Genomic DNA, 22,835 nt, shown 5'->3' with positions numbered 1-22,835 from the left:
AACAGAGTGCTAGTCGGGGGAGTCGCTCCGGCTCTGTCGGAGTCTGCGAACCGGTGCCAGCATGGCCAGTGCCGCAGCCAGAAATGCTGCGCATACCGCAATTCCGATGAGGGCTACGTGTCGCGGTCGTGGGTCGGGAGGCGGAGGTGCGGGAGGCAGCTGCAGCTTCTTGGCCGCGTTGGCCCGCGCGAGATCACTGGTGGTGGCGAGGTCATCGCTGACCGCGGCGAGTGCGTCCACTACGCCGAAGCCCAGATACGGGTCCCAGCCACCGGGCGGCCGGTGCGCGGTGTTCTTGATGCGGTCCATCACCTCACGCGCACTCAGCTGAGGGAAGCGTGAACGCACCAGCGCGACAACGCCACTGACGACCGGCGCGGAGAAGCTGGTGCCCTGGATGGGCACCGCACCCTGCTCGCCCATGTAGGCATTGGTCAGCGCATCACGGTTGGGATCCAACGAGATGATGTCCTCGCCGGGAGCGGAGATGTCGACCCAGGGGCCGCCGAGGCTGAACTTGGATGGTTGCCCGTCCGGGCCGATCGAGCCCACCGTGAGGACGAGGTCGTTGTACCAGGCCGGACTCACCGTCTCCAGGACGGCATCCCAGTCCGGGATGTTGGGCCTGGCCGGATCCGGGGGCGGATTCTGGTTCTTGCACTGCCCGTCGCCGACATTCCCCGCGGCAACGACCACCACGACGTTCTTGACGTCCACGGCGTATTGCAGCGCGGCGCCCAGCGGTCGGTCATCCAGAAACTGCTTGGCGGAGGCGCATGCCACCTCGGAGATATTGATGACCGTCGCGCCGAGATCCGCGGCAGTGCGTACCGCCATCGCCAGGGTGTCCACATTTCCGACGCCGCTGATCTTGGAGGGATCATCCCGGTCGTTTCCGCCGCCCTTGTTTTTCACGGCGAATTTCGCGCTGGATTGGCGAATGGTGATGAGGCTGACGTCCGGTGCGATGCCGCTGAACGCACTCGCCCCCGTGGGATCCGGTGCGGCCGCGATGATTCCGGCGACGATGGTGCCGTGGGCATCGCAGTCCTGAGTCCCGTTGCCGCCCTCGAAGACGTAGTCGCCGCCAGGGATAAGCGGTGGCAGCCGCGGACTGCGTGCGACACCGGTGTCGATCACAGCGACCGTCTGGCCACTGCCGCGCGACAGCTGCCAGACCAACGGCAGGTCCAGTCCACGCTGTTGCGTGGGTACCTTGTTGAGGTCACGCTTGGGATCGATGCCGGGGAATCGGCACAATTCCTTCTGCTCGGTAGGCTCGATCGGGGCGGCAGGGCGCGGGCCGGGCAGCATGCTCGGGTCGACTGGGAGCGGTGCAAAGGCGTGAGCCGTCGCGAGCACATGCACGGAACCAGTAGCCAACTGCGATGACATCGCCAACATCACGACGGCTGCAGCGATGGCGGTACGGCGGGCCACGCCGAGGTTCATGGCAGGTTCAATCCCCGCACGGCGCTGTACACGCCACACACCCACACGGCTACCGGAACAATCAATGACAACGCAATGTATTCGATGATCTCCACCATTCGGCGCGAGACGGGTGAGTACTTACGTGCCGACACCAGGAAGCCAAGTGCGATGGCTGAACCGGCCGCGATCGCCGCCAATGCGGTGGTGAACACCGCGGCCGTCGGGTAGGCGACGGCGACGAACGCGAATACCGCTGCCGGAATGGCCAAGCCGCCCAGGTTGATGGCCACTGTTTGTGCGAGGTCAGCATGCGAGCGTGCTCGAAGCATCATCGCCAACGAGATCAATCCCGCGAGCACGAGACCGCTGAAACGGTGCACACCGATGGGGTGATGGGTCCCCGCCCCGGAGAATGTCAGTACCGCAAGCACGGCGCCTACTGCCGTGACAGCGGATGTTCCACACACCAATCCGGTCAGCACGGCGTGCGCCCGGAGGGCCTTCTCGCGGAGGTCGGGCAGCGGTGGCAGTGCCGTCGCGTCCTCGACGTCGTCACCCTCGGTATCGAGTCCGTCGAGACCCTCGATCGCTTCGATCGGAGCTGTGGAATGTTCCGGGCGAGATGGTGCGCCCTGTGTGGGTACCGGGGGCAGGGGAAGCCGGGCGAGGACCATCGCCACGCGCGGTGACAGCGCCACCGCGCAGATTCCCACGGCGCCGAGCGCGGCCCCAAGGCCGTAAATGGGGGGGTCGAACAGCACGTAACCCAGCGCTGCGGCGAACCCGAGGAGTGATGCCGAAGCCACCGCAATCAGTGACATTGTGCCGGTACCGGTTGCGCGCATGGCGAGGATGGACACGACCATCGCCACCATGAGCGCCAGCATCGCGTGGGGAGCGCCGTACTTTCCGGGTACGAAGAGAGCTCCAGCCACCGCCGAAAAGCCGACAGCGCAATGGCTCAGCATCACGGAGGCGAGCGGGTCGTCGTACACCCTGTTGGCAAAGACCGCGGCGGTGATTGCCACAAGCGCGATCGCCACCGCGATGATCGGAAGGAGCAAGCCAGGATTGGTGGCGCCGGCGCGTAATAGCGCGGTCGCACCGAGTAACGCGGCCAGCCCACATACCGAAGCGCCGAGTATTCGGGCGGCCGTCCGGCTCCATGGATGTGCCGACACGGTGCGGAACGTGGACACCGCGAGGAAGACATCGTCGAACAGCGGATCCGGTGCAGCGACATCAGACTGGGTGAGAATCAGTTGATCGCCATCGCGGACCTCCAGCTCCCCAAGGGTGCTGGACATCTGCAGTGGTGGCTGACCAGGCCGGGACAACCGCCAATGCGTTTCGACGGCGTCCTCCGGGCTGGTCAGCTCGGGGACACCGACATGCTGGTTGATGATGTCGACGATGGAACCGACCAAGAGGGCCAACGGGACACTCGTCGGCAGCGCCAAGTCGACCTGAGTGCGCTCAGCCTGAATGGAAACGCGGCACAGTTCGAGAACCGCCGAACGTTGCTCGGCGCCCGACTGCGCATGTGTCATTCTGTGCCCCCACGGTCGTTGATCTTTGCGCATGCACACTAGCCGAACGCGGCTGAGCGCCGCCAGCGGTTCGGCGCAACCGGGCAGCCATCGATCGTATGACCAGCGGGTCCGGCGATCTTGTCTGCGAATTCGTTGCGGCACCGGATATAACGGCCCTATCCTGTAGCCCGCCGTGGGCTGGACGGTAGCGTGGACACGGCAGATTGCCACGAGATGTGACGCGGGGGAACCGGAGGGCGTCGGGTGAACACCACAATCTTTATTCGTCGACCTCGGCTTGCGGTGCCTCGGGTGCCGGGTGGTGAGGTCAATGTGCAGCCACCGCCGGAGATTCCGCGACCGGTGCCGTCGCCGATCATCGCCAAGATCATGCCGGTGGTCATGGTTGTCGCGATGGTGGGCATGGTCGCCTTCTTCATTACCTCGGGGAGCTTGGGCGGCGGTGCGGGCAGTGGGATGATGCGCAGCCCGATGATGATGATGTTCCCGATCATGATGATGGTCTCGATGGTCAGCATGATGTCCAACAGCGGCGGCAAGGGAGCCAAGACCAGCGAAATCAACGAGGACCGCAAGGATTACTTGCGGTATCTCGAGGTGGTGCGCAAGAACGTCACCGACACCGGTGGTGCTCAGCGCAAGGCCCTGCTCTGGAACAACCCGGATCCCTCCGCCCTGTGGACGTTGGCCGGGGGCCGTCGCATGTGGGAGCGGCGTCCCGGCGACAGCGACTACTGCCATGTTCGCGTCGGGGTAGGGGACCAGCGGCTCGCCGCCCAGCTGGTGGCGCCGGAGATCGGTCCGGTCGAAGAACTGGAGCCGGTGGCCTCCGTAGCGCTGCGCCGTTTCGTGCGGACGCACTCGCTGGTGCCTGAGCTTCCAATCGCGTTGAACCTGAGAGGTTTCGCGGCCGTCACCATCGACGGCTCACCCGAGGTGGCGCGAGGCATGTTGCGCGCCATGATTTGTCAGCTGGCAATGTTCCACGGGCCCGACCAATTTCTGGTCGCGGCAGTGGTCAACCGGCATGCGGCGCCGCACTGGGACTGGCTCAAATGGCTTCCACACGCCCAGCATCCGACCGCGTTCGACGGTGTGGGCACATCCCGACTGGTCTACCACTCGCTGGGTGAGGTCGAGGAGTCGTTGGCATCGCTGATCACCGAGCGTGAGCGGTTCTCGCGGACCGCACAGCCGTCTCCCGACCGGCCGCAGATTCTCATCGTTGTCGACAGTGGCACGCTGATCGGTTCCGAACGCCTCATCATCGATCACGGCATCGATTCGGTGACCCTCGTCGAGATCGGTACCAGGGTGGACCCGCTCGCAGCCCGCCGCGGTATGCAGCTGGAGCTGACCGAACGCGGACTCGGCGCCAAAGGCAATGTGGGGTCGGAGGTCTTCGCCCATCCCGATCATCTGACCATCACCGAGGCGATGGCTTGCGCCCGGCGTTTGGCGCCCTACCGGGTGCTCACCGGAAGTGGCGACGAGGTCCAGATCCAGACCGAAGTCAGCACCCGCTGGTCTGACATCGTGGGGATAGGCGATCCTGGTCTGCTCAACCCGGAAGTAGTGTGGCGCAACCGCGTCGGGCGCGACAGGTTGCGGGTACCCATCGGCATCGCCGTGGACGGCACTCCCATGGAGCTGGACATCAAGGAAGCCGCCGAGAATGGCATGGGTCCGCACGGCCTGTGCATCGGCGCGACCGGTTCGGGCAAATCGGAGTTCCTGCGGACGCTGACGCTCGGGATGATCGCCACCCACTCACCGGATGCCCTGAACCTGGTGCTCGTCGACTTCAAGGGTGGTGCGACGTTCCTCGGCCTGGACCGGGCACAGCATGTCGCGGCCATCATCACCAACCTCGCCGAAGAGGCAAATCTGGTGTCCCGTATGAAGGACGCGCTGGCCGGTGAGATGAACCGGCGCCAGGAGTTGCTGCGCGCCGCGGGCAACTTCGCTAATGTCACCGAGTACGAGCGCGCCCGTGCCGCGGGTGCGTCGCTGTCGCCGTTGCCCGCGCTCTTCATTATCGTCGACGAGTTCTCCGAATTGCTAAGCCAGCACCCGGATTTCGCGGAGCTGTTCGTGGCGATCGGCCGACTGGGTCGATCGTTGCACGTTCACCTATTGCTTGCTTCGCAGCGTCTCGACGAGGGCCGCCTGCGCGGGCTGGAATCGCACCTGTCCTACCGACTGTGTCTGAAGACATTCTCGGCCAACGAGTCTCGCGCCGCCATTGGCGTGCCGGATGCCTACCACCTGCCCAATACCCCGGGTTCCTGCTACCTCAAAGATGACTCGGGTGAGCTGATACGGTTCCAGACCTCGTATGTGTCTGGTCCGTATGTGCCCTATGGGCCGACACGTCGAACCGTTACCACCGGGGCTGCTGCGTCACCACGGCTTTTCACCGCGGCGCCCGCGGTGTTGCAGTCACGGACCACGGATATCGTCGAAGACGACTCTCCGGCCGTCGCCGAAGGGGCCGCCAGGTCAGTAATCGACACGATTCTCGATCGCGTTGAGCGGCACGGTAATCCAGCACACGAGGTGTGGCTGCCGCCACTGGATGAGTCGCCGACGCTCGGCGACCTGATTCCTCGTCATGGTCGCGCTGGTTTCGATGCCGTCGGCAGCCTGACCGTCCCGATCGGAATCGTGGACCGGCCGTACGAGCAGCGGCGCGACCCATACATCATCGACCTGTCCGCTGCTGCGGGAAACATTGCGATCGTGGGTGCGCCCCAGTCCGGTAAGTCGATGGCGGTGCGCACCCTGGTGACTTCTCTTGCGGTGACGCACAGTCCCGCTCAGGTGCAGTTCTACTGCTTGGACTTCGGTGGTGGCACGCTCACCTCGCTGGCGCAGCTCCCGCATGTCGGTTCGGTGGCCAGCCGATTGGAATCCGACCTGATCCGGCGGACGTTCGCCGAAATGCTGACGATCGTCAGATCACGCGAGAATGCCTTCCGTGCTTATGGAATCGACTCGATGGCCGAGTACCGGCGGCGAAAGGGCGCTGGCGATCCCCAGCTCGCGAGCGATCCATTTGGCGATGTGTTCTTCATCATCGACGGATGGTCCACAGTCCGTCAGGAGTTCGAGGCTCTTGAGCCGCAGGTCACCGCGCTCGCGGCACAGGGTCTCGGCTTTGGTGTGCACACGGTGGTTACGGCATCCCGGTGGGCCGAGATTCGACCGGCGCTCAAGGACCAGATCGGCACCCGCGTTGAGCTGCGCCTCGGTGATCCACTGGACTCGGACTTCGACCGCAAGCTGGCGCAGCTCGTTCCAGATGGCAGACCCGGCCGCGGCATTACCCGCGACCGTCGGCACATGCTCATCGGACTGCCGCGCGTCGATAGCGTTTCGTCGAATCAGGAGCTTGGTGAAGCGATCGGCGCTGCGGCGGCAAGCATGCGGCAGCGCAGCTCGGCGATAGCCCCGCAAGTTCGGATGCTGCCGCACAAGGTCGACTACGCCGCGCTGGTTCCGCAGGCGCCGCCCAACGACAAGCCGAACCTGCGGATTCTTATCGGTGTCAACGAGACCGAGTTGTCTCCGACGCTCCTTGAATTCGGCGAGCAACCGCACATGATGATCTTCGGTGACAGCGAGTGCGGCAAGACGGGTCTCCTGCGCACTATCTGCCGCGAAATCGTCCGCACCACCACACCGCAGCAAGCACAGCTGTTCATCGTCGACTACCGCCGCACCTTGCTCGGCGTCGTCGAGACCGAGCACCTGGCCAAGTACGCGATGTCGAGTAACACGCTGGTGGATGAGGTACCGGTGCTCATCGAGCTCCTCAAGTCGCGTATGCCGGGACCGGATGTCACACAGCAGGAGTTACGTGACAGGTCCTGGTGGTCGGGCCCCGAGATCTACATATTGGTCGACGACTACGACCTGGTGGCCCTGGCGAGTGGAAACCCGCTGCTGCCGCTGGCGGAGTACCTGCCCCACTCGAAAGACATTGGCCTGCATGTCGTCATCGCACGCCGCACCAGCGGCGCGTCCCGGGCGATGTTCGAGCCGGTGATGGCGCGCATGAAGGACCTCTCCTGCATCGGCCTGCAGATGAGCGGCAACAAGGACGAGGGTGCCCTGCTCGGCACGGTTCGGCCGAGTGATCAGCCGCCGGGCCGCGGCACCTTGGTCATGCGCACGGGTGGTCAACAACTGATCCAAGTTGCGTGGAGCGATCCGCAGTGATTCTGGATCGCGACCCGCAGGTAGGGACGCGGGTAGCGATCGAAGTCACCGAAACCGCCGTACGGGCGCGAACCGAGGACGGCATCCGAGTCGCCGGGCATACCGACATTCGGTCGGCCGTCGCCGCACTCGATGACGATATGGCCCTGTTGCCCGGCCGGGTGGTTCCATCCCGTGCGCTCTGGGCGGCGTTGTTCGAGTCATTGCTTACCGACCAGAATGCGCCGGTCCGCCTCGATTCCATGCTGCTGATCCACCCGACGACCTGGAGCCCCGGACGGCTCACCTTGTTATCGAGTGCTGCGCGGATGATGGCGGCCACGCTGACATTGCGGCCGCGAGCTCTCGCGCTCGCCGAGCGTGGTGTGCGTGCTGATTTATCGGGGCGGGCGTTTGTGGTGGTAGAGGTGTCGCCGACTGAGGTCGCGGTAGCCGTTGTGGGACGCGGCTCCACCGGTGAGCCGGCATCGGCGGTTTGTCATCTCGAAGAGAGGTCGTGGGAGACCAAAAGCGTCGCCGATGTCGCACGCGCGGTGGCGCGCGCCGTGGAGGACATAGTCCGTAACGGACGCCCCGGGGTCGCTGCGATTGTCGTCGATTCGACCGACAACGAGATGGGGGAGGCGATCGTCGATGCAGTCGACCGGATCGGGTTGACTCCTGGGGTATCGCAGGTGGCCGAGGATTCGGTGTTCCGCGACGTCAACCGAGCTCCCCGTGTGTCGGCCTCCACCGATGAGCCCGCCGACGAGCCCGCTGTTGGCAGAGCGCCCGAGTGGACGCCCGCGGCTCCCGCGAGATCTGCGTCGCGACTGCCGAGGTGGTGGCCTGCTGCCGCGATTGGCCTGGCGGCAGCGATTGTGGTGACGGGTGTCGTGTTGACCGTGGCGTCCACACGTGGGCGGCAACCGTCACCACCGACTCCCGCGATGGCGACCTCGCTGCTGGTTGAGGGGCGTGTGCAGTTCATGGTGCCCGCTGAGTGGGCGGTAAGGCGCATACCCGCAGGTGGCGCGGGATCAGCCCGGGTCGAAGTGATCTCGCCCAAGGATCCCGAGGCGATGGTCCATATGACCCAGGTGCGGGTGAAGTCGACGGAGACCTTGGCCTTGGCCGCCGAAACCCTCCGTGCTGCCATGGAGAAGGAACCGTCAGGCGTATTCACGGACTTCACAGCCGATGACCGCAAGATGGGGCGACCTGCGGTCACTTACACCGAGGTTCGGGAGGGCCACGACATTGCCTGGACAGTCCTGCTGGACGACGCGCTAAGGATAGGCGTTGGCTGTCAGTTCAAGAAGGATAGCTATGCTGATGTTCAGCAGGCGTGTGAGCTGGCAGTTAGAACTGCGCAAGCGGTTGATTCGGGTAACTAGCAAGATTGCTGAAAAAAACTTTGAAAAAGATGGAACCGATCTGGCGGTGGGGCCATCGTATCTAGTTGTAAGGACAAACCGGCCAGAAACCGGAAGTCACACCCGTGACTGGCCGGGCCTGGGGACAAGGGAGGATTCGAAGTGGCTGTTTTCCAGAATGACTTGGCGTTGCTCGACGCTACGTCGAAGAAGATCGAAGGCAAGCACCAGGAGTTCGCCGCGATCCAGAACCAACTGCGGGACCGCGTAGCGGTGGGCACCAGTACTTGGCAGGGCCAGGCGCGGCATGCCTTTGACGAGGCGATGGCTCGCTTCGATCAGGAGATGGGTGATATCCAGAAGGTGCTGTTGCAGATCTCCGACACCATGGAGTCGAACAAGCGCCGTATCCAGGAAATGGACGAGGCTCCGACCTACAACGTCTAGTAATAGCTGTCAAAGACATCACACAGAAGGGAATAAGCATGCAGATTACGTATAACCACGGCGAGATCGACGCGTTGGTTGCAGATGTAAAGGGTATCGTCGGCAAGCTTCAGGCTGGCCTCGAGGAGCTGCAGCACGATGTTCAGCCCTTGATTCAGCAGGCGGAAGGCCAGGAAGCGTCCGCGTACCAGGATTACCAGAAGTCTTGGCACCAGTCTGCGGAGGACCTCAACCACATCCTGACCCAGCTCAACTCCAAGGTTGATCAGGGTAACCAGGACGCGCAGCACACCGACCAGAGCGCTGCGGGTGCCTGGCACGGCTAAATCGCCGACGGTTGATTGAAGACCCTGTGGGGCCTTGGTGGAGGAGAGCCACCAAGGCCCCACAGTTTTTTTGAAGCTGGCGCTCGAATCGGCGAGCCGTGGTTAGCGAATGGCTGGTGGCATAAACTTCCCATGGTTAGGCTCGGAATTGGCCTCGGTGCTGGTGGATGAGGGGGCGTCGTGTTGAGAGTGGGTCTCGCATGGTTGCGTGAGCAATTGCAACGCACTCAGTTAAAGCGCCTATGGCAGGTCGTGACAGTTGCGGTCTTGGCTGTTGCTGCCGCGTTCGGCGGGCTCGGCGAAGCGCCAACGGTCAAGCCGGTTCAATTAGGTGAGACGTACCTGAATGGCCCGCTTCGTATCACCCCCCACGCATTAGTCGCGGGATGTAAGAAGGTCCCCTTTTCATACGCGTATGCCATCCCCGACGATAAGTCTATTCTTGTTCTTCGCGTCACTATCGAGAGTGTCGTTGATGAGGACTTGGTTTTTGATGGAAATAATAGATACAAGATATTTGAGCTTCAGACCGACAAGTCAAACGACGTGTTTGTGGGCATTGTTCCAGAAGGTGGCAGCTCTCCGGTGACGGATATTGCGGCGGGTACCACCATGGAAGCTGGTATCACGTGGCAGGTTCCGAATAAATGGCTAACGAGTTCACGAACGGCGATTGTTAACATCAACGACCTTGAGAAGAAGTCACAAGAGTTCATTCCCGTGGTGCAATGGATGCTGGCTGATCGAGATACTCACGGTCAACTCACGGCTCAGCTGGGTAGATGTTGAAATATGAAGGGCCTCAGTCAATCGGACCTCAGCCGCTCGGTCGCTGCGCTAATTCTAGTAGCAATCTCGATGTTTATTTGGTCATGTATACCATCTCGGCCGGAATCCTATTCGGCATTGCCTGTTGCGGGGCAGATTGGCGACAAAATCACTGGGCGCAACATTTCGGCTACGGTGCATAGTGTGTATGCCTCGCGTCATATTTCTGCTGAAATAGGAACGTTGGGTGTCCTTAGTCACGACTACTATTCGCAAGGCTATTGGATTGTTGTTGATACTACGTATGGGACGCTGGTCAAATCCTCTCGACTGAGCCCCTACTTGCAGTCGGGTTCTACCCGAACTGGACTGCGCACTAATGTCGGCGACATCTCGTCGCGCCCCTTGATGTTGCAGCCAGGACTGCGATACAGGTCCGTCTTAGTGTTTGAGGTCCCAGAGATGGGCGATGTCATGAAATTGGACTTGTTGAACTCGTTTCAAGATGAGCGTACCGGCGAGGCGATGGACCCCCCTCTGGATTCCCAGATTACTGTGTCGATTTCGCGGCAATCGGTGCAAGTGCGCTCGAGGATAGTTCTCGACGGATTCGGAGTTCGGCAATGACTTTGAAGATTCGTCACGCAACCGTGTTTGCGCTGGTCATTATCGTCGTGTGCTGTTCGGTGTATTATATTACAATCTGGGTCCCCGCTATGCGCCGTTCCACCCTTGCCGAGAATGTGCCGGTGGTTGTCGCATCTAAAGGGGTGATAGAAATCTTTGGTACGTCGTGGCGTATGCGTGAATTAAGCATTCCGAAAGTTGAGCCGGACACTAGGGGGAAAACCCCGCTGAATGGCCGAACTGTTGCTTTTCTTTTCGAGCGTGAATTCGGTGAAGAGAAGGTGGGCAGGGCGGGCAACGATTACTCGAAATGCTCGGCATCCGTATTTGACGATCGAATGCGAGAGTGGAATTCATGGGATTCGATACGTTCGCGAGATATAGACCAATGGATGGAAAGAAATAGTTACTCCGGGAATTGTTCAGGAAAAGTGCCATCGAAGGATTACGTTCTCGTTGTCGAGATTCCCAAAGATGTTCAACTCAGAGGTGTCGATGTGTCATTCAGTGGATCGGGCCGGATTAAATTGATCGCTCGATTCACGCTTAATTGACGTGTTCGCTCGACGCAATACCAGAACATCCCCGCGACGAGGCAAATGCGGATTGGCTCGATTAATGCGCCAAGGAATAGCCGAATGGTGCCTTCGCGGGCAGTCCACCACATCCATTCGTGAGGCCCAAACAGGTAGGCGAAGCCCCGCCAAAGAATTCCGTCAGTAATCTGCGGATTGAAAAACGTATCCGTCGGGTAGAGCAGCACAAGAATAGCGAATAGCGTTGTATAGAAAGCGAACGGTAGGGCGCCAGTCTGCAATGCGAGCCGCAGAGCATCTCGCACATGGTCGAAGGTCCCGAGTATCCCTGATCTGAACTCCTCGCTACGTGCTCGCAGTGACGAGGGAAGGGACTGCCACCGCGACGTCACTGTATCCATCGGCTTGCGGGCGACCCGGACGACTTGTTCATAACGTGTCTGACCGAGCACTGCCCGGGACGCATCTGCCCAGGTTGAGGTGTTTTCTTGGCTATACGCCAGACCTGCGATCACAAACCACGACAGGGGAGCAAGTAGTGCGAGCGATGCGTCAGCGGTGTGATCGCTTATCCAATTGATCGCGTCGGCTATTGGTCCGAGATGGTCGAATACGATCTGTTTCTGATGTCGATACCAGGCGACGACCTTTCGTTCGCTTATCCATTCAGGAGACGCGAAAATCGCCGCGGCAGAGGCCACCGACACGATGTAGACCCAGGTGGCCTCCACGTACAGTCGGGCCGGGATCGTCCAGGTTGGCAATCGGGTTGCGAGCACGGTGAGAAGTCGCCGAATGACAAGTAGGCCGAGAACGATGAGCAAGAGAGTTGTGGCATTGGGGTGTATCAAGTGATCTTGCTCGGCTCTGAGAGTTCTCATAGCTTCGGTGTTTGTCGGTAAAACTGCGGCGTTTCGCAGGTCCTTGAGGCCTAGCCGGGTCCCGAACTGATAGTCGCGTTCGTCGTGCAGGTGAAGCTTCCACAGGACGAGAATGGCGAATGCGGGGAGGACAGTCTGCAACGCCGTGTTGAGAAATGTTTGGACACCGGTATCGGTTGCGTCGGGAAATATGTATGGCCGCAGCACCCAGAACATCCCCAGATACGTCAGCAGCATCGTCAACGGAGACAGCGGTAGAAGGAAGTTTCCCCAGATCATGCCGTGCTTGACGGCCACTGCGACTGCAAGCTGAACGATGCCGTATCGGACCAGCCATCCGACGAGATAGATGGCGATCAACTGTAGGAAGCATCGTCGATACAGAAAGAACGTGTTCTTCAGGATCTCCACGCCTGAGCCTCCCCGTCTGCCGTCGAACACGATAATCCCACGCGGGCCACCCAGCCGCGTTTTGACCTGCGGTGACGTATCCCGGTAAGCTCCGTCGTTGGCGTGCGGTACGTCATGTACATGAGGCTCGGGTCACCACTGGTCGCCGAGATGAACCTCCACCGCCTGCCGTGGCCAGCGTCTCGAACGGCGGAAACCGTCCGAGCATCCACCCGAGTAGACAAGGAAAGATTGTGCCTACCTACACGCCCAAGGCGGGTGACATCACCACTAGCTGGTATGTCATCGACGCCACGGACGTAGTACTCGGCCGTCTTGCCGTCCAAGCAGCCATTCTGCTGCGCGGCAAGCACAAGCCGACCTATGCCCCCCACGCCGATGGTGGCGATTTTGTCGTCATCATCAACGCCGAGAAGATTGCCCTGAGCGGTAAGAAGCTCACCGATAAGTTCGCCTACCGTCACTCGGGTTTCCCGGGCGGTCTGCGCAAGCGCAGCATCGGCGAGCAGCTGCAGAAGTTCCCCACTCGCACGGTGGAGAAGGCAATCGTCGGCATGCTGCCCAAGACCAAGCTGGGCCACCAGATCGAGCGCAAGCTCAAGGTGTACGCCGGCCCTGAGCACCCGCATGGCGCGCAGCAGCCGATCCCGTTCGAGATTAAGCAGGTGGCTCAGTGACCGATATCGCCGAAGAGCAGACCCCCGCAGACGACACTGCAAAAACGGAAAATGCCGTCGAGACCGGTGACCAGGCGGTCGTCGAGGTGACTGTCGAGGAGACCGAGGTCGTCAAGGCCCCGACTCGCGGTCCCGTCGTCATCGACAAGCCCATCCAGACCGTCGGTCGCCGCAAGGAAGCCGTCGTCCGTGTGCGCCTCAGTCCCGGCACCGGCAAGTTCCTCCTGGATGGCCGTAGCCTGGAGGAGTACTTCCCGAACAAGGTGCACCAGCAGCTCATCAAGGCGCCGCTGGTCTCGGTGAACCGCGTCGACACCGTGGATATCTTCGCCCACCTGGTTGGTGGCGGCCCCTCGGGCCAGGCCGGCGCGCTGCGTCTGGCCATCGCCCGGGCACTCATCATCGTGGAGCCCGAGGACCGTCCGGTGCTGAAGAAGGCCGGCTTCCTCACTCGTGACCCGCGTGCGATCGAGCGTAAGAAGTACGGTCTCAAGAAGGCCCGTAAGGCGCCTCAGTACTCGAAGCGCTGATCGATTCTGTTCGTCCGCGTATTGCGCCGGCACACAACATGTGTGTCGGCGCAATCGCGTTTTGGGGCCAGTCGGGTGTGAGAGGTTAGGCGCATGGGTTTGTTTGGCACGGACGGCGTCCGGGGTGTCGCGAATGCCGATCTGACGGCAGAGCTCGCGATGGCACTCGGGGCCGCCGCGGCACGGTCTCTGGGACACAGGAGCGCCGTCGCCATCGTGGGCCGCGATCCGCGCGCCAGCGGCGAGATGCTTGAAGCGGCGGTCGTCGCGGGTATCGCTGCAGAGGGTGTCGACGTGCTAAGGGTCGGGGTGCTTCCCACGCCGGCGGTGGCGTATCTGACGGGTGCCTACGGCGCTGCCTTTGGTGTCATGATCTCTGCTTCTCATAATCCCATGCCCGACAACGGAATAAAGATTTTCGGCGTAGGGGGTCACAAGCTCGACGATGTCGCCGAGGCCGCCATTGAGGCGCAGCTCGAGACGACCGCAGTGCGTCCGACGGGTGCCGGAATCGGCCGTGTCCGTGATGCCGCGGATGCCCTCGATCGGTACTTGCATCATGTCGGCACTGCCGACATCCATTCCTTGGACGGCCTGACCGTTGTGGTCGATTGCGCGCACGGAGCGGCATCGGATGCGGCCCCGCTGGCATACCGGGAGGCCGGCGCCCACGTTATCGACATCAATGCCGACCCTGATGGGCTGAATATCAACGACGGCTGCGGCTCAACGCATCTGGGCCCGGTGCAGGCTGCGGTCAGGGCTCACAACGCCCATCTTGGCCTCGCGCACGACGGCGATGCCGACAGATGCCTCGCGGTGGATGCCGACGGGAATGTCATCGACGGCGACGTCATCATGGTTGTGCTCGCGAAGGCGATGGCGGAGGCTGGAGAGCTCACCGACAACACGCTCGTCACCACGGTGATGAGCAACCAGGGGCTTCATATCGCGATGCGCGCGGCAGGCATCGACGTCAAGGTGACGGCAGTCGGCGACCGCTACGTGTTGGAAGAGCTACGCGCAGGCCAATTCGCCTTGGGTGGTGAACAATCCGGCCATATCGTGCTGCCTTCCTTAGCCACCACCGGCGACGGGATTGTGACGGGCCTGCGCCTCATGTCCAGGATGGCCCAAACCGGGCAGTCGCTGGCCGAGCTGGCCTCCGCGATGCGTGGCCTGCCCCAGACACTCATCAACGTTCCGGTTTCTGACAAACAGGCCGTTGCGCAGGCGCCGCAGGTGCTGGCCGCGGTCGCGGAGGTGGAGTCCGAGCTCGCGGGCAATGGTCGAATTCTGTTGCGTCCTTCTGGAACCGAACAGCTGGTCCGCGTCATGGTGGAGGCCGGTGAACAGTCCATTGCGCAGCGCCTTGCCGAGCGTGTGGCTCAGGTGGTCGGCGCGGTCTAAGTGCGTGACAGGGCGCGCGTGTAGAGCGCGGTGCCCGCGGCATCGCATAGCGTGACGGTCAGGTTGCCGCCGCCATCGATGTCGATCTGCCCGAAGTGCTGGTAGCCATCCAGCGGTGACTGTTGATCTACCGGCGCGGCGTGCACGAAATCGGCTCGCGGACCGAATGTCCCATCGAGCGGCTTCTCCTGGCCGGCACCCGCGTGTAGCGGCCCGGACACGAACTCCCAAAACGGCTCGAAGTCCGTGAACTTGGCCCGTGCCGGTGAGTACTCGTGTGCCGCTGTGTAGTGGACATCGGCGGTCAGCCACACCACATTGCGCACCTGCCTGGCCTTGATCTGCGAAAGGATATGCGCCAGTTCGGTTTCCCGTCCCAGGGGCGGGCCGTCGTCGCCATTGGCGACGGCTTCAAAGTTCGTCTTGCCGTCTGGCACCACCAATGCCAGCGGCAGGTCGTTGGCGATGACCTTCCACACGGCTGTCGATGACGCGAGGGCGTCGATGAGCCAACTGGTCTGGCGTTCACCGAAGATGGCGCCCGAAGGCTGCCGGTTGGGGGAGTTGGGGTCCTTGTAGCTGCGCATGTCGAGAATGAACACGTCGAGCAGGGGGCCGTAGGAAACCCGTTGGTATACGCGGCCGTCCACTGCTTCGCGGGCCTCGAGCGGTTGCCATTCGTGGAATGCCCGGTGCCCGTACTCGGCGAGCACGTCGACGCGCTTTTCCGTGTACTTGTCGTTATCGAGGATCTCGCCGGGATACCAGTTGTTGATCACCTCGTGGTCATCCCATTGCACGAGCTGCGGCACGTGCCCGTTGAAGTATCGATAGTTGTCGTCGGTGAGGTTGTAGGCGTATTGGCCCCGATATTGTTCGAGTGTCTGGGCGACAGCGCTTTTCGCCTCCGAGACCTGGTTTCGCCAGATTCGCCCGTCGGGCAACGTCAGCGTCTCTTGAATCGGGCCATCCGCATACACGGTGTCCCCACTGTGGATGAAGAAGTGCGGATCGCGGTCCGCCATGGTGCGGAACACCTTCATCCCGCCGACATCGGGGTTGATGCCGAATCCCTGCCCGGCGACGTCACCAGACCAGATCAACCGGACATCCCGTGCGGACGAGGGCGCCGTCCGGAAGAGGCCGGTGACTGGCTCGCTAAGCGTGCCGTCCGAGTCGAGCGTCACCCGGTAGTGCACCTCAGAGCCGGCGGGCAACCCGGTGAGACGCATCCGGCCGGTCCCGTCCGATTCCGGGGTGAGCAGTGGCCCGGTGAAACGCCTTGCATCCGAGAAGCGTTCGGTGGCAGCCGTTTCGACGATCATGGTGGCGGGGCTATCCGACCGGGCCCAGATCACTGCGCCGTCGGTACGCGGGAACCCGCTTGCGACTCCGTGCGTCAGCCGCGGGCGCGCCGACACCAACGCCGGTCCGCACGCCGCTGCCGGGGCTATCGCGAGACCCAGCAAGGCGGCGCGCAATACGGTGCGGCGTGGGACGGCTGTCATCCCACTACTTTCGGGGCCCTAGGCGAACGCACACCTAACGCCATGCGAACGCAGGGCGAATCAGAGCAGCTCGCGCAATGCCTCGACATGCTTGATTCGACCTGCCGCGTCGGCGGCGAGTGGTGCCACATTGAGGGTGGTCACGCCCGCCTCTTTGAAGGCTGCAACCCGTTCGGCGACAAAGCTCTTCGGTCCGATGAGTGAGACGTTTCTGACCAGCTCGTCGGGCACCGCGTCGGTTGCCTCGGCCTTCTTGCCTGCCAGGTAGAGCTCCTGGATGCGGTCGGCTTCCTTGCCGAACCCGTAGGAGGTCGCGAGGTTGTGATAGAAGTTCTTGCCCTTGGCGCCCATGCCGCCGATGTACAGCGCGAGGCTCGGCTTGACGAATCCGTACAACGCCTCGACGTCATCGCCGATCGCGAGAGCCGGGCCGGCGTAGACCTCGAGCTCGCCGAGCGACGGGTCGCGCTTGGCCTTGCCCTCGGCCAGGGCGGCACCCCAGACGTCGTTGGCCTTCTCGGGCAGGAAGAAGATGGGCTGCCAGCCTTCGGCGATCTCTGCGGTGAGTGCCACGTTCTTGGGGCCGAGCGCGGCGATGAGTACTGGAATGCGGTCGCGCACAGGGTGATTGATCAGCTTCAAGGCCTTGCCGAGGCCGGTGCCCTGCTCGGGCGGGAGCGGCACCGTGAAGTACTTGCCCTCGAACTCCAGGCGCTCACGGCGCCACACCTTGCGGCAGATCTCGACGGTCTCCCGGGTGCGGCCCAGGGGAGCGTCGTACTTCACGCCGTGGAATCCCTCGATGACCTGTGGCCCCGAGGCGCCGATGCCGAGGATGAAACGGCCGTTGGAGACGTAGTCCAGGCCCGCTGCCGTCATGGCCAGCAGGGTGGGTGTGCGGGTGTAGAGCTGGAAGATGCCCGACGCGAGCTTGACGGTCGACGTCTTGGCGGCGAGATACCCGAGTTGGCTCGCGGCGTCGTATGAGTAGGCTTCGGCGACGAACGCGATGTCGAGCCCGACTTTCTCCAGCTCAGCGAGTTCGTCGACGACCTCGGTGAATCCTCCGGCATAGCTCAGCGTGGTTCCAATGCGCATGCCGAGACCCTACTCGACCAAGCGGTTGAACGGGAAGGTGCTCCGAGCCCCAGATCGGTGAAAAAAGATGGAACCGGAATCGATACATACCCGTCGTAGTCAATATGGGAGAAACCTCGATCGATGTCCCTGGTGTCCGGGGGGTGGCCGGAGAGTTCGACAATTTGGCCGGTGAGCTGCAAAAGGCCATCGAGCAGCTGCGCGGCTTATCCTTCGCCGGCGCTTCCGCCGGGCGGTGGCACACAGCCAAGGGCGATCAGGTCAGCGCCGGGTTGCGAGAAGTGGTAACTCATCTTGAGGATTGGCATCGGACCAACACCGCGATCGCCGAACAACTTCGTGTGACTGCGCAACGGTATGCCGATCTCGAGGCCAAGAACAAGGCAAGGATGGCTGCAGCCGATGGCCGGTAAGTACGACATTGAGGCACTCCGGAGCGAGGGGATCCAGGCGATCGCGAACTCGCAGAACTACACGACCGCCGCGATCCGAGGGAACGGCAAGTCTCCCGTCACGATCACCAACCCGGACCTCACCGCCAACGAGCGCCAGCTGTTCGATTGGTACGACATGGACGCCGGCATGAACCTGAACACGCTCGGCGCGGACCTCGAGCTGTTCAAGAGCGCGGTCACCACCATGAAGTCCGCAGCGGAACGTCAGCACGGACAGCTGCAGCAGCTCATGGGGATGTGGGGAGGCAAAGGTTCGGAGGCCGCCAACCAGTTTCTGAGGACGCACAACTCCACCGCCGATGAGGTAACTGAGGAATTCGGAAAGGTGTCGACCGGACTGGACAGCCTGCGTGATGCCTTGTGGAACATCGTCGATCTGAAGAAGCAGGCGTCGACCATGGTCGACGGGTTGGTGTCCGACCGTACGGCGTTCGACAACGCGGTCGCGACCTACAAGACCGGTGCAGGCGATAGGGCGACAGCAGACGAAACCAATGCGACCAAGATCGGCCCGCACGTGAAGGACAGTATCGAGGGCAAGTGGCTGCCCGCGATGAAGACCGCATGGTCCAAAGGCGGCGAGGCATACGACACCTTGATCAACGGTCTGAAGCAGAAGTTGCCTCAGGAGTTCAAGACGCCACCCGGTCAGTTCGGACCCGAGTACGACTCGGGCACCGATCCTCAGACAAATCCGCAGACAAACCCCAAAGACAAAGACAAGGGCAAGGGTGGGGACGAGCAGCCCGGTGGCGGCGGTAAGGACGGCGGGTCTGCCACCGGCACCGCAACCGGTGGGATGCAGGGCACGGCTACCCCGGCGTCCGCGATGGGCAACCAGAGCGGCCAGATGCCCAGCGGCGGGCAGCAGCAGGGCGCCGGACAGGGGCAAGGACAGCAGGGCATGGACCCGAGTCAGATCGTCAGTGGTTTGACCGGCGCCATGACGGGAGCCATGGGGTCCATAGGTCAGATGGCGAGCGGGATCGTCAGCGCGATCACCGAGGGCCTGTCCAACATCCCGTTCGACCAGATGGGACAGGGCGGTGAGCCCGGAGCAGGGGAAGACAAGCCCGAGGACAAATTCGATGGCAAGGTCGACGAGGCCGCCGACAAAAAGGATCCGGACGCCAAGATGGCCGCGGCCAAGGACGCGGCGATCCAAGAGGCCCGCTCAGATGCGGGAGGGACCTTCGCGACGGACGGCAAGCCGGCGTCGATTCCCGGTATTCAGCTAGCGGGCGCTGGTGGACTGGAAGCCACTCCGACCGCCCCAGGTCAGACAACTCCGGGTGCACCGCTTGGGATGACCCCGCCGGGAGCGATGCCTCCGCAGGCAGGTCCGATGGCGCCGGTGACGCCGCCTCCGGTCCAGACGCCGCAGCCCACCGCGCCCCTGCACGTCGAGCCGCAGGCTCCCGCACCGGCTGCGCAACCTCAGGCCGCGGGGACGGACGCCGGGGAGACGCCCTGTGAGATCGCCGCGGACGAACTGCCGAAAGCCGGACGATGATCGATATCACCGATGCGCTCGCGGGGATCGTCGCGGATTTTGAATGCTCACTCGACCAACTGCGCGATGAGGCCGATGCCGCAGGCGGGGAGGAGCCTCGCGAGCAGGGGCCCGCGCAGATCAGCTTCGGCGGAGATTACGACCCCGACGACGAATTTTGGCCGTCACGAATCGTGAAACCCGCTGATGAACTGCGCATGCCCACCCAGGTCCACCTCACTGAATCCGGGATGGAAGAGGACGATATCTACCGCTGGCAGCGGTGGAGACGCTAGCTATCTCAGCAGCGACTGCACGCGATCGATTTCGCTGACGTCCAGCTCGGCGGCATCGGGCAATGAGGTGTTTGGCAACTCGGCCGTGGCATCCGCGAAGTCGCGGTAGCGCTTATCGCCCGCAAGCTGGAACAACAGATATCCGGTCAGCAGGGCCCGTGTGTTGCGTTGTGTCGCGCGGTTTGATCCGCCGAGGCCCATAAATCTACGCAGCCAGCTGTGTTCGGGTAACCCGCCGGACTTCGCCTTCGCAATGTTCCGCAGTTCGGCGCCCTGCCACGCCTGCGCGAGAGCCGCGGCATTCGATCGCAGCGACTGCACGTCGTCGGTGCTCGTCACGACCAATCCGGGGATGGCCAGCGCCGCTACGCTGTTCTCCACCGGCGGCCGGGTCGTGCTCGGAAAGAGAGCCACAACGGCCTTGGCGCTCACCGGACGATTCTTCTTGTCCACCAGCGCTGGAGGTCGGGTCGCCGCGAAGACCGCCGCGGAGCCACCCAGACCGTGACCCGCGAGCGCGAGCTTGGTGGGGTGCACGCTGATCTTGCCGTCGCCAAGACGTACCCGGGTCACGATCTCGAGGGTTGTGCTCAGGTCGGCCGCCAGGTTCAGATGTGACGGGATCAACCCCTTTTCGGTGTCGGGGGCGGCCGCCACGATTCCCCAGGACGCGAGATGTTCGAGGGTCGCTCGATACTTGTCCGTACCGGTCAGCCAGTCGTGCCCGAACGCCACAGCGGGCAGATTGAACCCGGATTCCGGCGAGTAGACGACACCGGTCACGCCCGCAAATGCGAGATCCCCGCGCAGGACCTTGTGCGGACCGCGGCGGGTCAGGGCTTTGAATAGCGTGCGGGTACTCGCCATGGCATGACCGTAGCCGATCGTTCGCGTTGCAGGCTGCGGCGGGAACTGAACTACCCTGGTGCGCTATGTGCGGAATCGTCGGGTACGTCGGCCACCGGGACGCTCTTGGTGTCGTCCTTGAGGCGCTGCGTCGGCTCGAGTACCGGGGCTACGACTCCGCTGGGGTCGCGCTGGCCGATGGCAGCGGTGGACTTCTGGTGCAGCGGCGAGCTGGCCGGCTGGCCAACCTGGAGTCGGCGATCGCGGAATCCGGTGAATCCTTCGCCGCGACGACGGGGATGGGCCACACCCGCTGGGCCACCCATGGTGCGCCGACTGACCGCAACGCCCACCCGCACCGTGACGCTTCCGGCAAGGTGGCGGTGGTTCACAACGGAATCATTGAGAACTTCACGGTGCTGCGCGCCGAGTTGGAGGCCGCCGGCGTCGAGTTCGCCAGCGATACCGATTCCGAAGTAGCCGTGCACCTGGTGGCGCATCAGTACGAATCCGGCGACACCGCCGGCGACTTTGTTGCTTCGGTGCAGGCAGTGGTGCGACGACTGGAGGGGCACTTCACTCTCGTCTTCTCCCACGCGGACGATCCGGGCACGATTGTGGCCGCCCGCCGGTCAACTCCGCTGGTTGTCGGCATCGGCGACGGCGAGATGTTTCTCGGGTCCGATGTCGCCGCGTTCATCGAGTACACCAGGGATGCTGTCGAATTGGGGCAGGATCAGGTTGTTGTCATCACGGCGGACGGCTACCGCATCACCGACTTCGCAGGCAATGACGACACCCACAATGCCCGGGTATTCAAGATCGATTGGGATCTGTCGGCCGCGGAAAAGGGCGGTTACGAGTACTTCATGCTCAAGGAGATCGCCGAACAGCCGGCGGCGGTATCCGACACCCTGTTGGGGCACTTCGACCACGGTCGGATAGTGCTCGACGAGCAGCGGCTCTCCGATCAAGAGCTACGCGATATCGACAAGGTGTTTGTGGTGGCCTGCGGTACGGCATTCCACTCGGGGCTGCTGGCCAAGTACGCCATCGAGCACTGGACGCGGCTGCCCGTGGAAATCGAGCTCGCGAGCGAATTCCGTTACCGTGATCCGGTTTTGGATCGCAGCACGCTTGTCGTCGCCATCTCGCAGTCGGGTGAGACTGCGGACACCTTGGAGGCGGTGCGACACGCCAAGGAGCAGAAGGCCAAGGTGCTGGCCGTCTGCAACACCAACGGTTCGCAGATTCCCCGTGAGTGCGATGCGGTGCTGTACACGCGTGCCGGGCCGGAGATCGGTGTGGCCGCGACAAAGACGTTCCTCGCTCAGGTCACCGCCAATTACATTGTGGGCCTTGCCTTGGCGCAGGCTCGCGGGACCAAGTACCCGGACGAGGTGGCTCGTGAGTACCACGAGCTGGAGGCCATGCCGGAGCTGATCCAGCGCGTCATCGATGCGATGGATCCGGTCGCTGAGCTTGCTCGGCAGTACGCGCAGTCCTCCAGCATCCTGTTCTTGGGGCGCCATGTCGGGTACCCAGTAGCGCTTGAAGGTGCGCTCAAGCTCAAGGAACTGGCGTACATGCATGCCGAGGGCTTCGCGGCCGGTGAGCTCAAGCACGGGCCGATCGCGCTGATCGAAGAGGGATTGCCGGTCATCGTGGTGATGCCATCGCCCAAGGGCATGGGGCTGCTGCATTCGAAGCTGCTCAGCAACATTCGTGAGATTCAGGCCCGCGGGGCGCGTACGATCGTCATCGCCGAAGAGGGTGACGAGACAATTCGGCCGTATGCGGACCATCTCATCGAGATTCCGGCTGTGTCGACGTTGTACCAACCGCTGCTGTCCACGATTCCGATGCAGGTCTTTGCCGCGGCGGTGGCGCAGGCCCGTGGGTATGACGTGGATAAGCCGCGAAACCTGGCCAAATCGGTAACCGTCGAATAGCGTTTCGCT

At 62.7% G+C, this 22,835-nt stretch carries 19 protein-coding genes; 13 read left to right on the top strand and 6 right to left on the bottom strand.

Annotated features, from left to right (window positions below):
• Positions 1–9: 9 nt before the first annotated feature.
• Positions 10–1,452: a type VII secretion-associated serine protease mycosin gene (gene mycP, locus MLB1_RS05300; protein WP_180748629.1), complete on the bottom strand. Its 1,443-nt coding sequence runs from the start codon at positions 1,450–1,452 to the stop codon at positions 10–12.
• Positions 1,449–2,984 (bottom strand): type VII secretion integral membrane protein EccD, encoded by a 1,536-nt coding sequence (eccD, locus tag MLB1_RS05295; RefSeq protein ID WP_180748628.1) that lies wholly within the window; start codon positions 2,982–2,984, stop codon positions 1,449–1,451. Before eccD ends, mycP begins: the two co-directional genes overlap by 4 nt.
• Before the next feature lie 246 nt (positions 2,985–3,230).
• On the opposite strand from eccD, the gene eccCa reads away from it, so the two are divergent.
• From eccCa to MLB1_RS05265, 6 genes are all read left to right on the top strand, one after another.
• Positions 3,231–7,211, top strand: a complete 3,981-nt coding sequence (eccCa, locus tag MLB1_RS05290) for a type VII secretion protein EccCa (protein WP_180748627.1) — start codon at positions 3,231–3,233, stop codon at positions 7,209–7,211.
• Positions 7,208–8,587, top strand: coding sequence for a type VII secretion-associated protein (locus MLB1_RS05285; RefSeq protein WP_180749703.1), 1,380 nt, complete (start codon positions 7,208–7,210; stop codon positions 8,585–8,587). Before eccCa ends, MLB1_RS05285 begins: the two co-directional genes overlap by 4 nt.
• Positions 8,588–8,728: 141 nt before the next feature.
• Positions 8,729–9,013 carry a WXG100 family type VII secretion target gene (locus tag MLB1_RS05280; protein ID WP_180748626.1) on the top strand — a complete coding sequence of 95 codons (285 nt, stop codon included), beginning with the start codon at positions 8,729–8,731 and terminating at the stop codon, positions 9,011–9,013.
• Between the two features lie 38 nt (positions 9,014–9,051).
• Positions 9,052–9,339, top strand: coding sequence for a WXG100 family type VII secretion target (locus tag MLB1_RS05275; RefSeq protein WP_180748625.1), 288 nt, complete (start codon positions 9,052–9,054; stop codon positions 9,337–9,339).
• A gap of 189 nt (positions 9,340–9,528) precedes the next feature.
• Positions 9,529–10,128, top strand: coding sequence for a hypothetical protein (locus MLB1_RS05270; protein WP_180748624.1), 600 nt, complete (start codon positions 9,529–9,531; stop codon positions 10,126–10,128).
• Between the two features lie 602 nt (positions 10,129–10,730).
• Positions 10,731–11,288: a hypothetical protein gene (locus MLB1_RS05265; protein WP_180748623.1), complete on the top strand. Its 558-nt coding sequence runs from the start codon at positions 10,731–10,733 to the stop codon at positions 11,286–11,288.
• Here MLB1_RS05265 and MLB1_RS05260 read toward each other — a convergent pair.
• The gene (locus MLB1_RS05260; RefSeq protein WP_180748622.1) at positions 11,213–12,562 is read right to left on the bottom strand and encodes a hypothetical protein; all 1,350 of its coding nucleotides are present in this window, start codon (positions 12,560–12,562) and stop codon (positions 11,213–11,215) included. The genes MLB1_RS05265 and MLB1_RS05260 overlap by 76 nt on opposite strands.
• Positions 12,563–12,795: 233 nt before the next feature.
• Between MLB1_RS05260 and rplM the strand changes: the two genes are divergently transcribed.
• The 3 genes from rplM (at position 12,796) to glmM (ending at position 15,179) form a co-directional block, all read left to right on the top strand.
• Complete coding sequence (rplM, locus tag MLB1_RS05255) at positions 12,796–13,239, top strand: 50S ribosomal protein L13 (RefSeq protein ID WP_180748621.1); 444 nt, start codon at positions 12,796–12,798, stop codon at positions 13,237–13,239.
• Entirely contained in the window at positions 13,236–13,769 is a 534-nt protein-coding gene (gene rpsI, locus MLB1_RS05250; protein ID WP_371750561.1) for a 30S ribosomal protein S9, read from the top strand. Before rplM ends, rpsI begins: the two co-directional genes overlap by 4 nt.
• A 93-nt stretch (positions 13,770–13,862) precedes the next feature.
• A complete protein-coding gene (glmM, locus tag MLB1_RS05245) occupies positions 13,863–15,179 on the top strand; it encodes a phosphoglucosamine mutase (protein WP_180748620.1) in 1,317 nt (438 codons plus the stop codon).
• On the opposite strand, the gene MLB1_RS05240 is transcribed toward glmM, so the two are convergent.
• Both MLB1_RS05240 and MLB1_RS05235 read right to left on the bottom strand, forming a co-directional pair.
• Complete coding sequence (locus MLB1_RS05240) at positions 15,176–16,687, bottom strand: alkaline phosphatase D family protein (RefSeq protein ID WP_180748619.1); 1,512 nt, start codon at positions 16,685–16,687, stop codon at positions 15,176–15,178. The two genes, glmM and MLB1_RS05240, sit on opposite strands and share 4 nt — an antisense overlap.
• A 60-nt stretch (positions 16,688–16,747) precedes the next feature.
• Entirely contained in the window at positions 16,748–17,785 is a 1,038-nt protein-coding gene (locus MLB1_RS05235) for an LLM class F420-dependent oxidoreductase (RefSeq protein WP_180748618.1), read from the bottom strand.
• 104 nt (positions 17,786–17,889) lie between these two features.
• Between MLB1_RS05235 and MLB1_RS05230 the strand changes: the two genes are divergently transcribed.
• Genes MLB1_RS05230 through MLB1_RS05220 form a run of 3 tightly spaced genes read left to right on the top strand, consistent with a single transcriptional unit; the run spans position 17,890 to position 20,028 of the window.
• Complete coding sequence (locus tag MLB1_RS05230; RefSeq protein ID WP_180748617.1) at positions 17,890–18,198, top strand: type VII secretion target; 309 nt, start codon at positions 17,890–17,892, stop codon at positions 18,196–18,198.
• On the top strand, positions 18,188–19,753 hold the full coding sequence (locus tag MLB1_RS05225; RefSeq protein ID WP_180748616.1) for a hypothetical protein: 1,566 nt from the start codon (positions 18,188–18,190) through the stop codon (positions 19,751–19,753). The genes MLB1_RS05230 and MLB1_RS05225 overlap by 11 nt, the downstream gene beginning before the upstream one ends.
• Positions 19,750–20,028, top strand: coding sequence for a hypothetical protein (locus tag MLB1_RS05220; protein WP_180748615.1), 279 nt, complete (start codon positions 19,750–19,752; stop codon positions 20,026–20,028). Before MLB1_RS05225 ends, MLB1_RS05220 begins: the two co-directional genes overlap by 4 nt.
• Here the strand turns inward: MLB1_RS05220 and MLB1_RS05215 are convergent, their stop codons facing one another.
• Positions 20,029–20,895 carry a hypothetical protein gene (locus tag MLB1_RS05215; protein ID WP_180748614.1) on the bottom strand — a complete coding sequence of 289 codons (867 nt, stop codon included), beginning with the start codon at positions 20,893–20,895 and terminating at the stop codon, positions 20,029–20,031.
• Between the two features lie 65 nt (positions 20,896–20,960).
• On the opposite strand from MLB1_RS05215, the gene glmS reads away from it, so the two are divergent.
• Entirely contained in the window at positions 20,961–22,826 is a 1,866-nt protein-coding gene (gene glmS / locus MLB1_RS05210; protein ID WP_180748613.1) for a glutamine--fructose-6-phosphate transaminase (isomerizing), read from the top strand.
• Positions 22,827–22,835 lie beyond the last annotated feature (9 nt).

This window comes from Mycobacteroides sp. LB1 (assembly GCF_013449725.1).
GTDB lineage: Bacteria > Actinomycetota > Actinomycetes > Mycobacteriales > Mycobacteriaceae > Mycobacterium.
Note: the sequence above shows the minus strand (reverse complement) of the source record. Positions and strands in the feature narration are given on the sequence as shown.

What these genes read in the sequence shown, in the direction of transcription:
- MLB1_RS05240 (WP_180748619.1), bottom strand. Translation starts at nt 16,687, where the DNA reads ATGACAGCCGTCCCACGCCGCACCGTATTGCGCGCCGCCTTGCTGGGT.
- glmM (WP_180748620.1), top strand. Translation starts at nt 13,863, where the DNA reads ATGGGTTTGTTTGGCACGGACGGCGTCCGGGGTGTCGCGAATGCCGAT.
- MLB1_RS05265 (WP_180748623.1), top strand. Translation starts at nt 10,731, where the DNA reads ATGACTTTGAAGATTCGTCACGCAACCGTGTTTGCGCTGGTCATTATC.
- eccD (WP_180748628.1), bottom strand. Translation starts at nt 2,984, where the DNA reads ATGACACATGCGCAGTCGGGCGCCGAGCAACGTTCGGCGGTTCTCGAA.
- MLB1_RS05275 (WP_180748625.1), top strand. Translation starts at nt 9,052, where the DNA reads ATGCAGATTACGTATAACCACGGCGAGATCGACGCGTTGGTTGCAGAT.
- MLB1_RS05225 (WP_180748616.1), top strand. Translation starts at nt 18,188, where the DNA reads ATGGCCGGTAAGTACGACATTGAGGCACTCCGGAGCGAGGGGATCCAG.
- mycP (WP_180748629.1), bottom strand. Translation starts at nt 1,452, where the DNA reads ATGAACCTCGGCGTGGCCCGCCGTACCGCCATCGCTGCAGCCGTCGTG.
- MLB1_RS05230 (WP_180748617.1), top strand. Translation starts at nt 17,890, where the DNA reads ATGGGAGAAACCTCGATCGATGTCCCTGGTGTCCGGGGGGTGGCCGGA.
- MLB1_RS05235 (WP_180748618.1), bottom strand. Translation starts at nt 17,785, where the DNA reads ATGCGCATTGGAACCACGCTGAGCTATGCCGGAGGATTCACCGAGGTC.
- glmS (WP_180748613.1), top strand. Translation starts at nt 20,961, where the DNA reads ATGTGCGGAATCGTCGGGTACGTCGGCCACCGGGACGCTCTTGGTGTC.
- MLB1_RS05220 (WP_180748615.1), top strand. Translation starts at nt 19,750, where the DNA reads ATGATCGATATCACCGATGCGCTCGCGGGGATCGTCGCGGATTTTGAA.
- MLB1_RS05215 (WP_180748614.1), bottom strand. Translation starts at nt 20,895, where the DNA reads ATGGCGAGTACCCGCACGCTATTCAAAGCCCTGACCCGCCGCGGTCCG.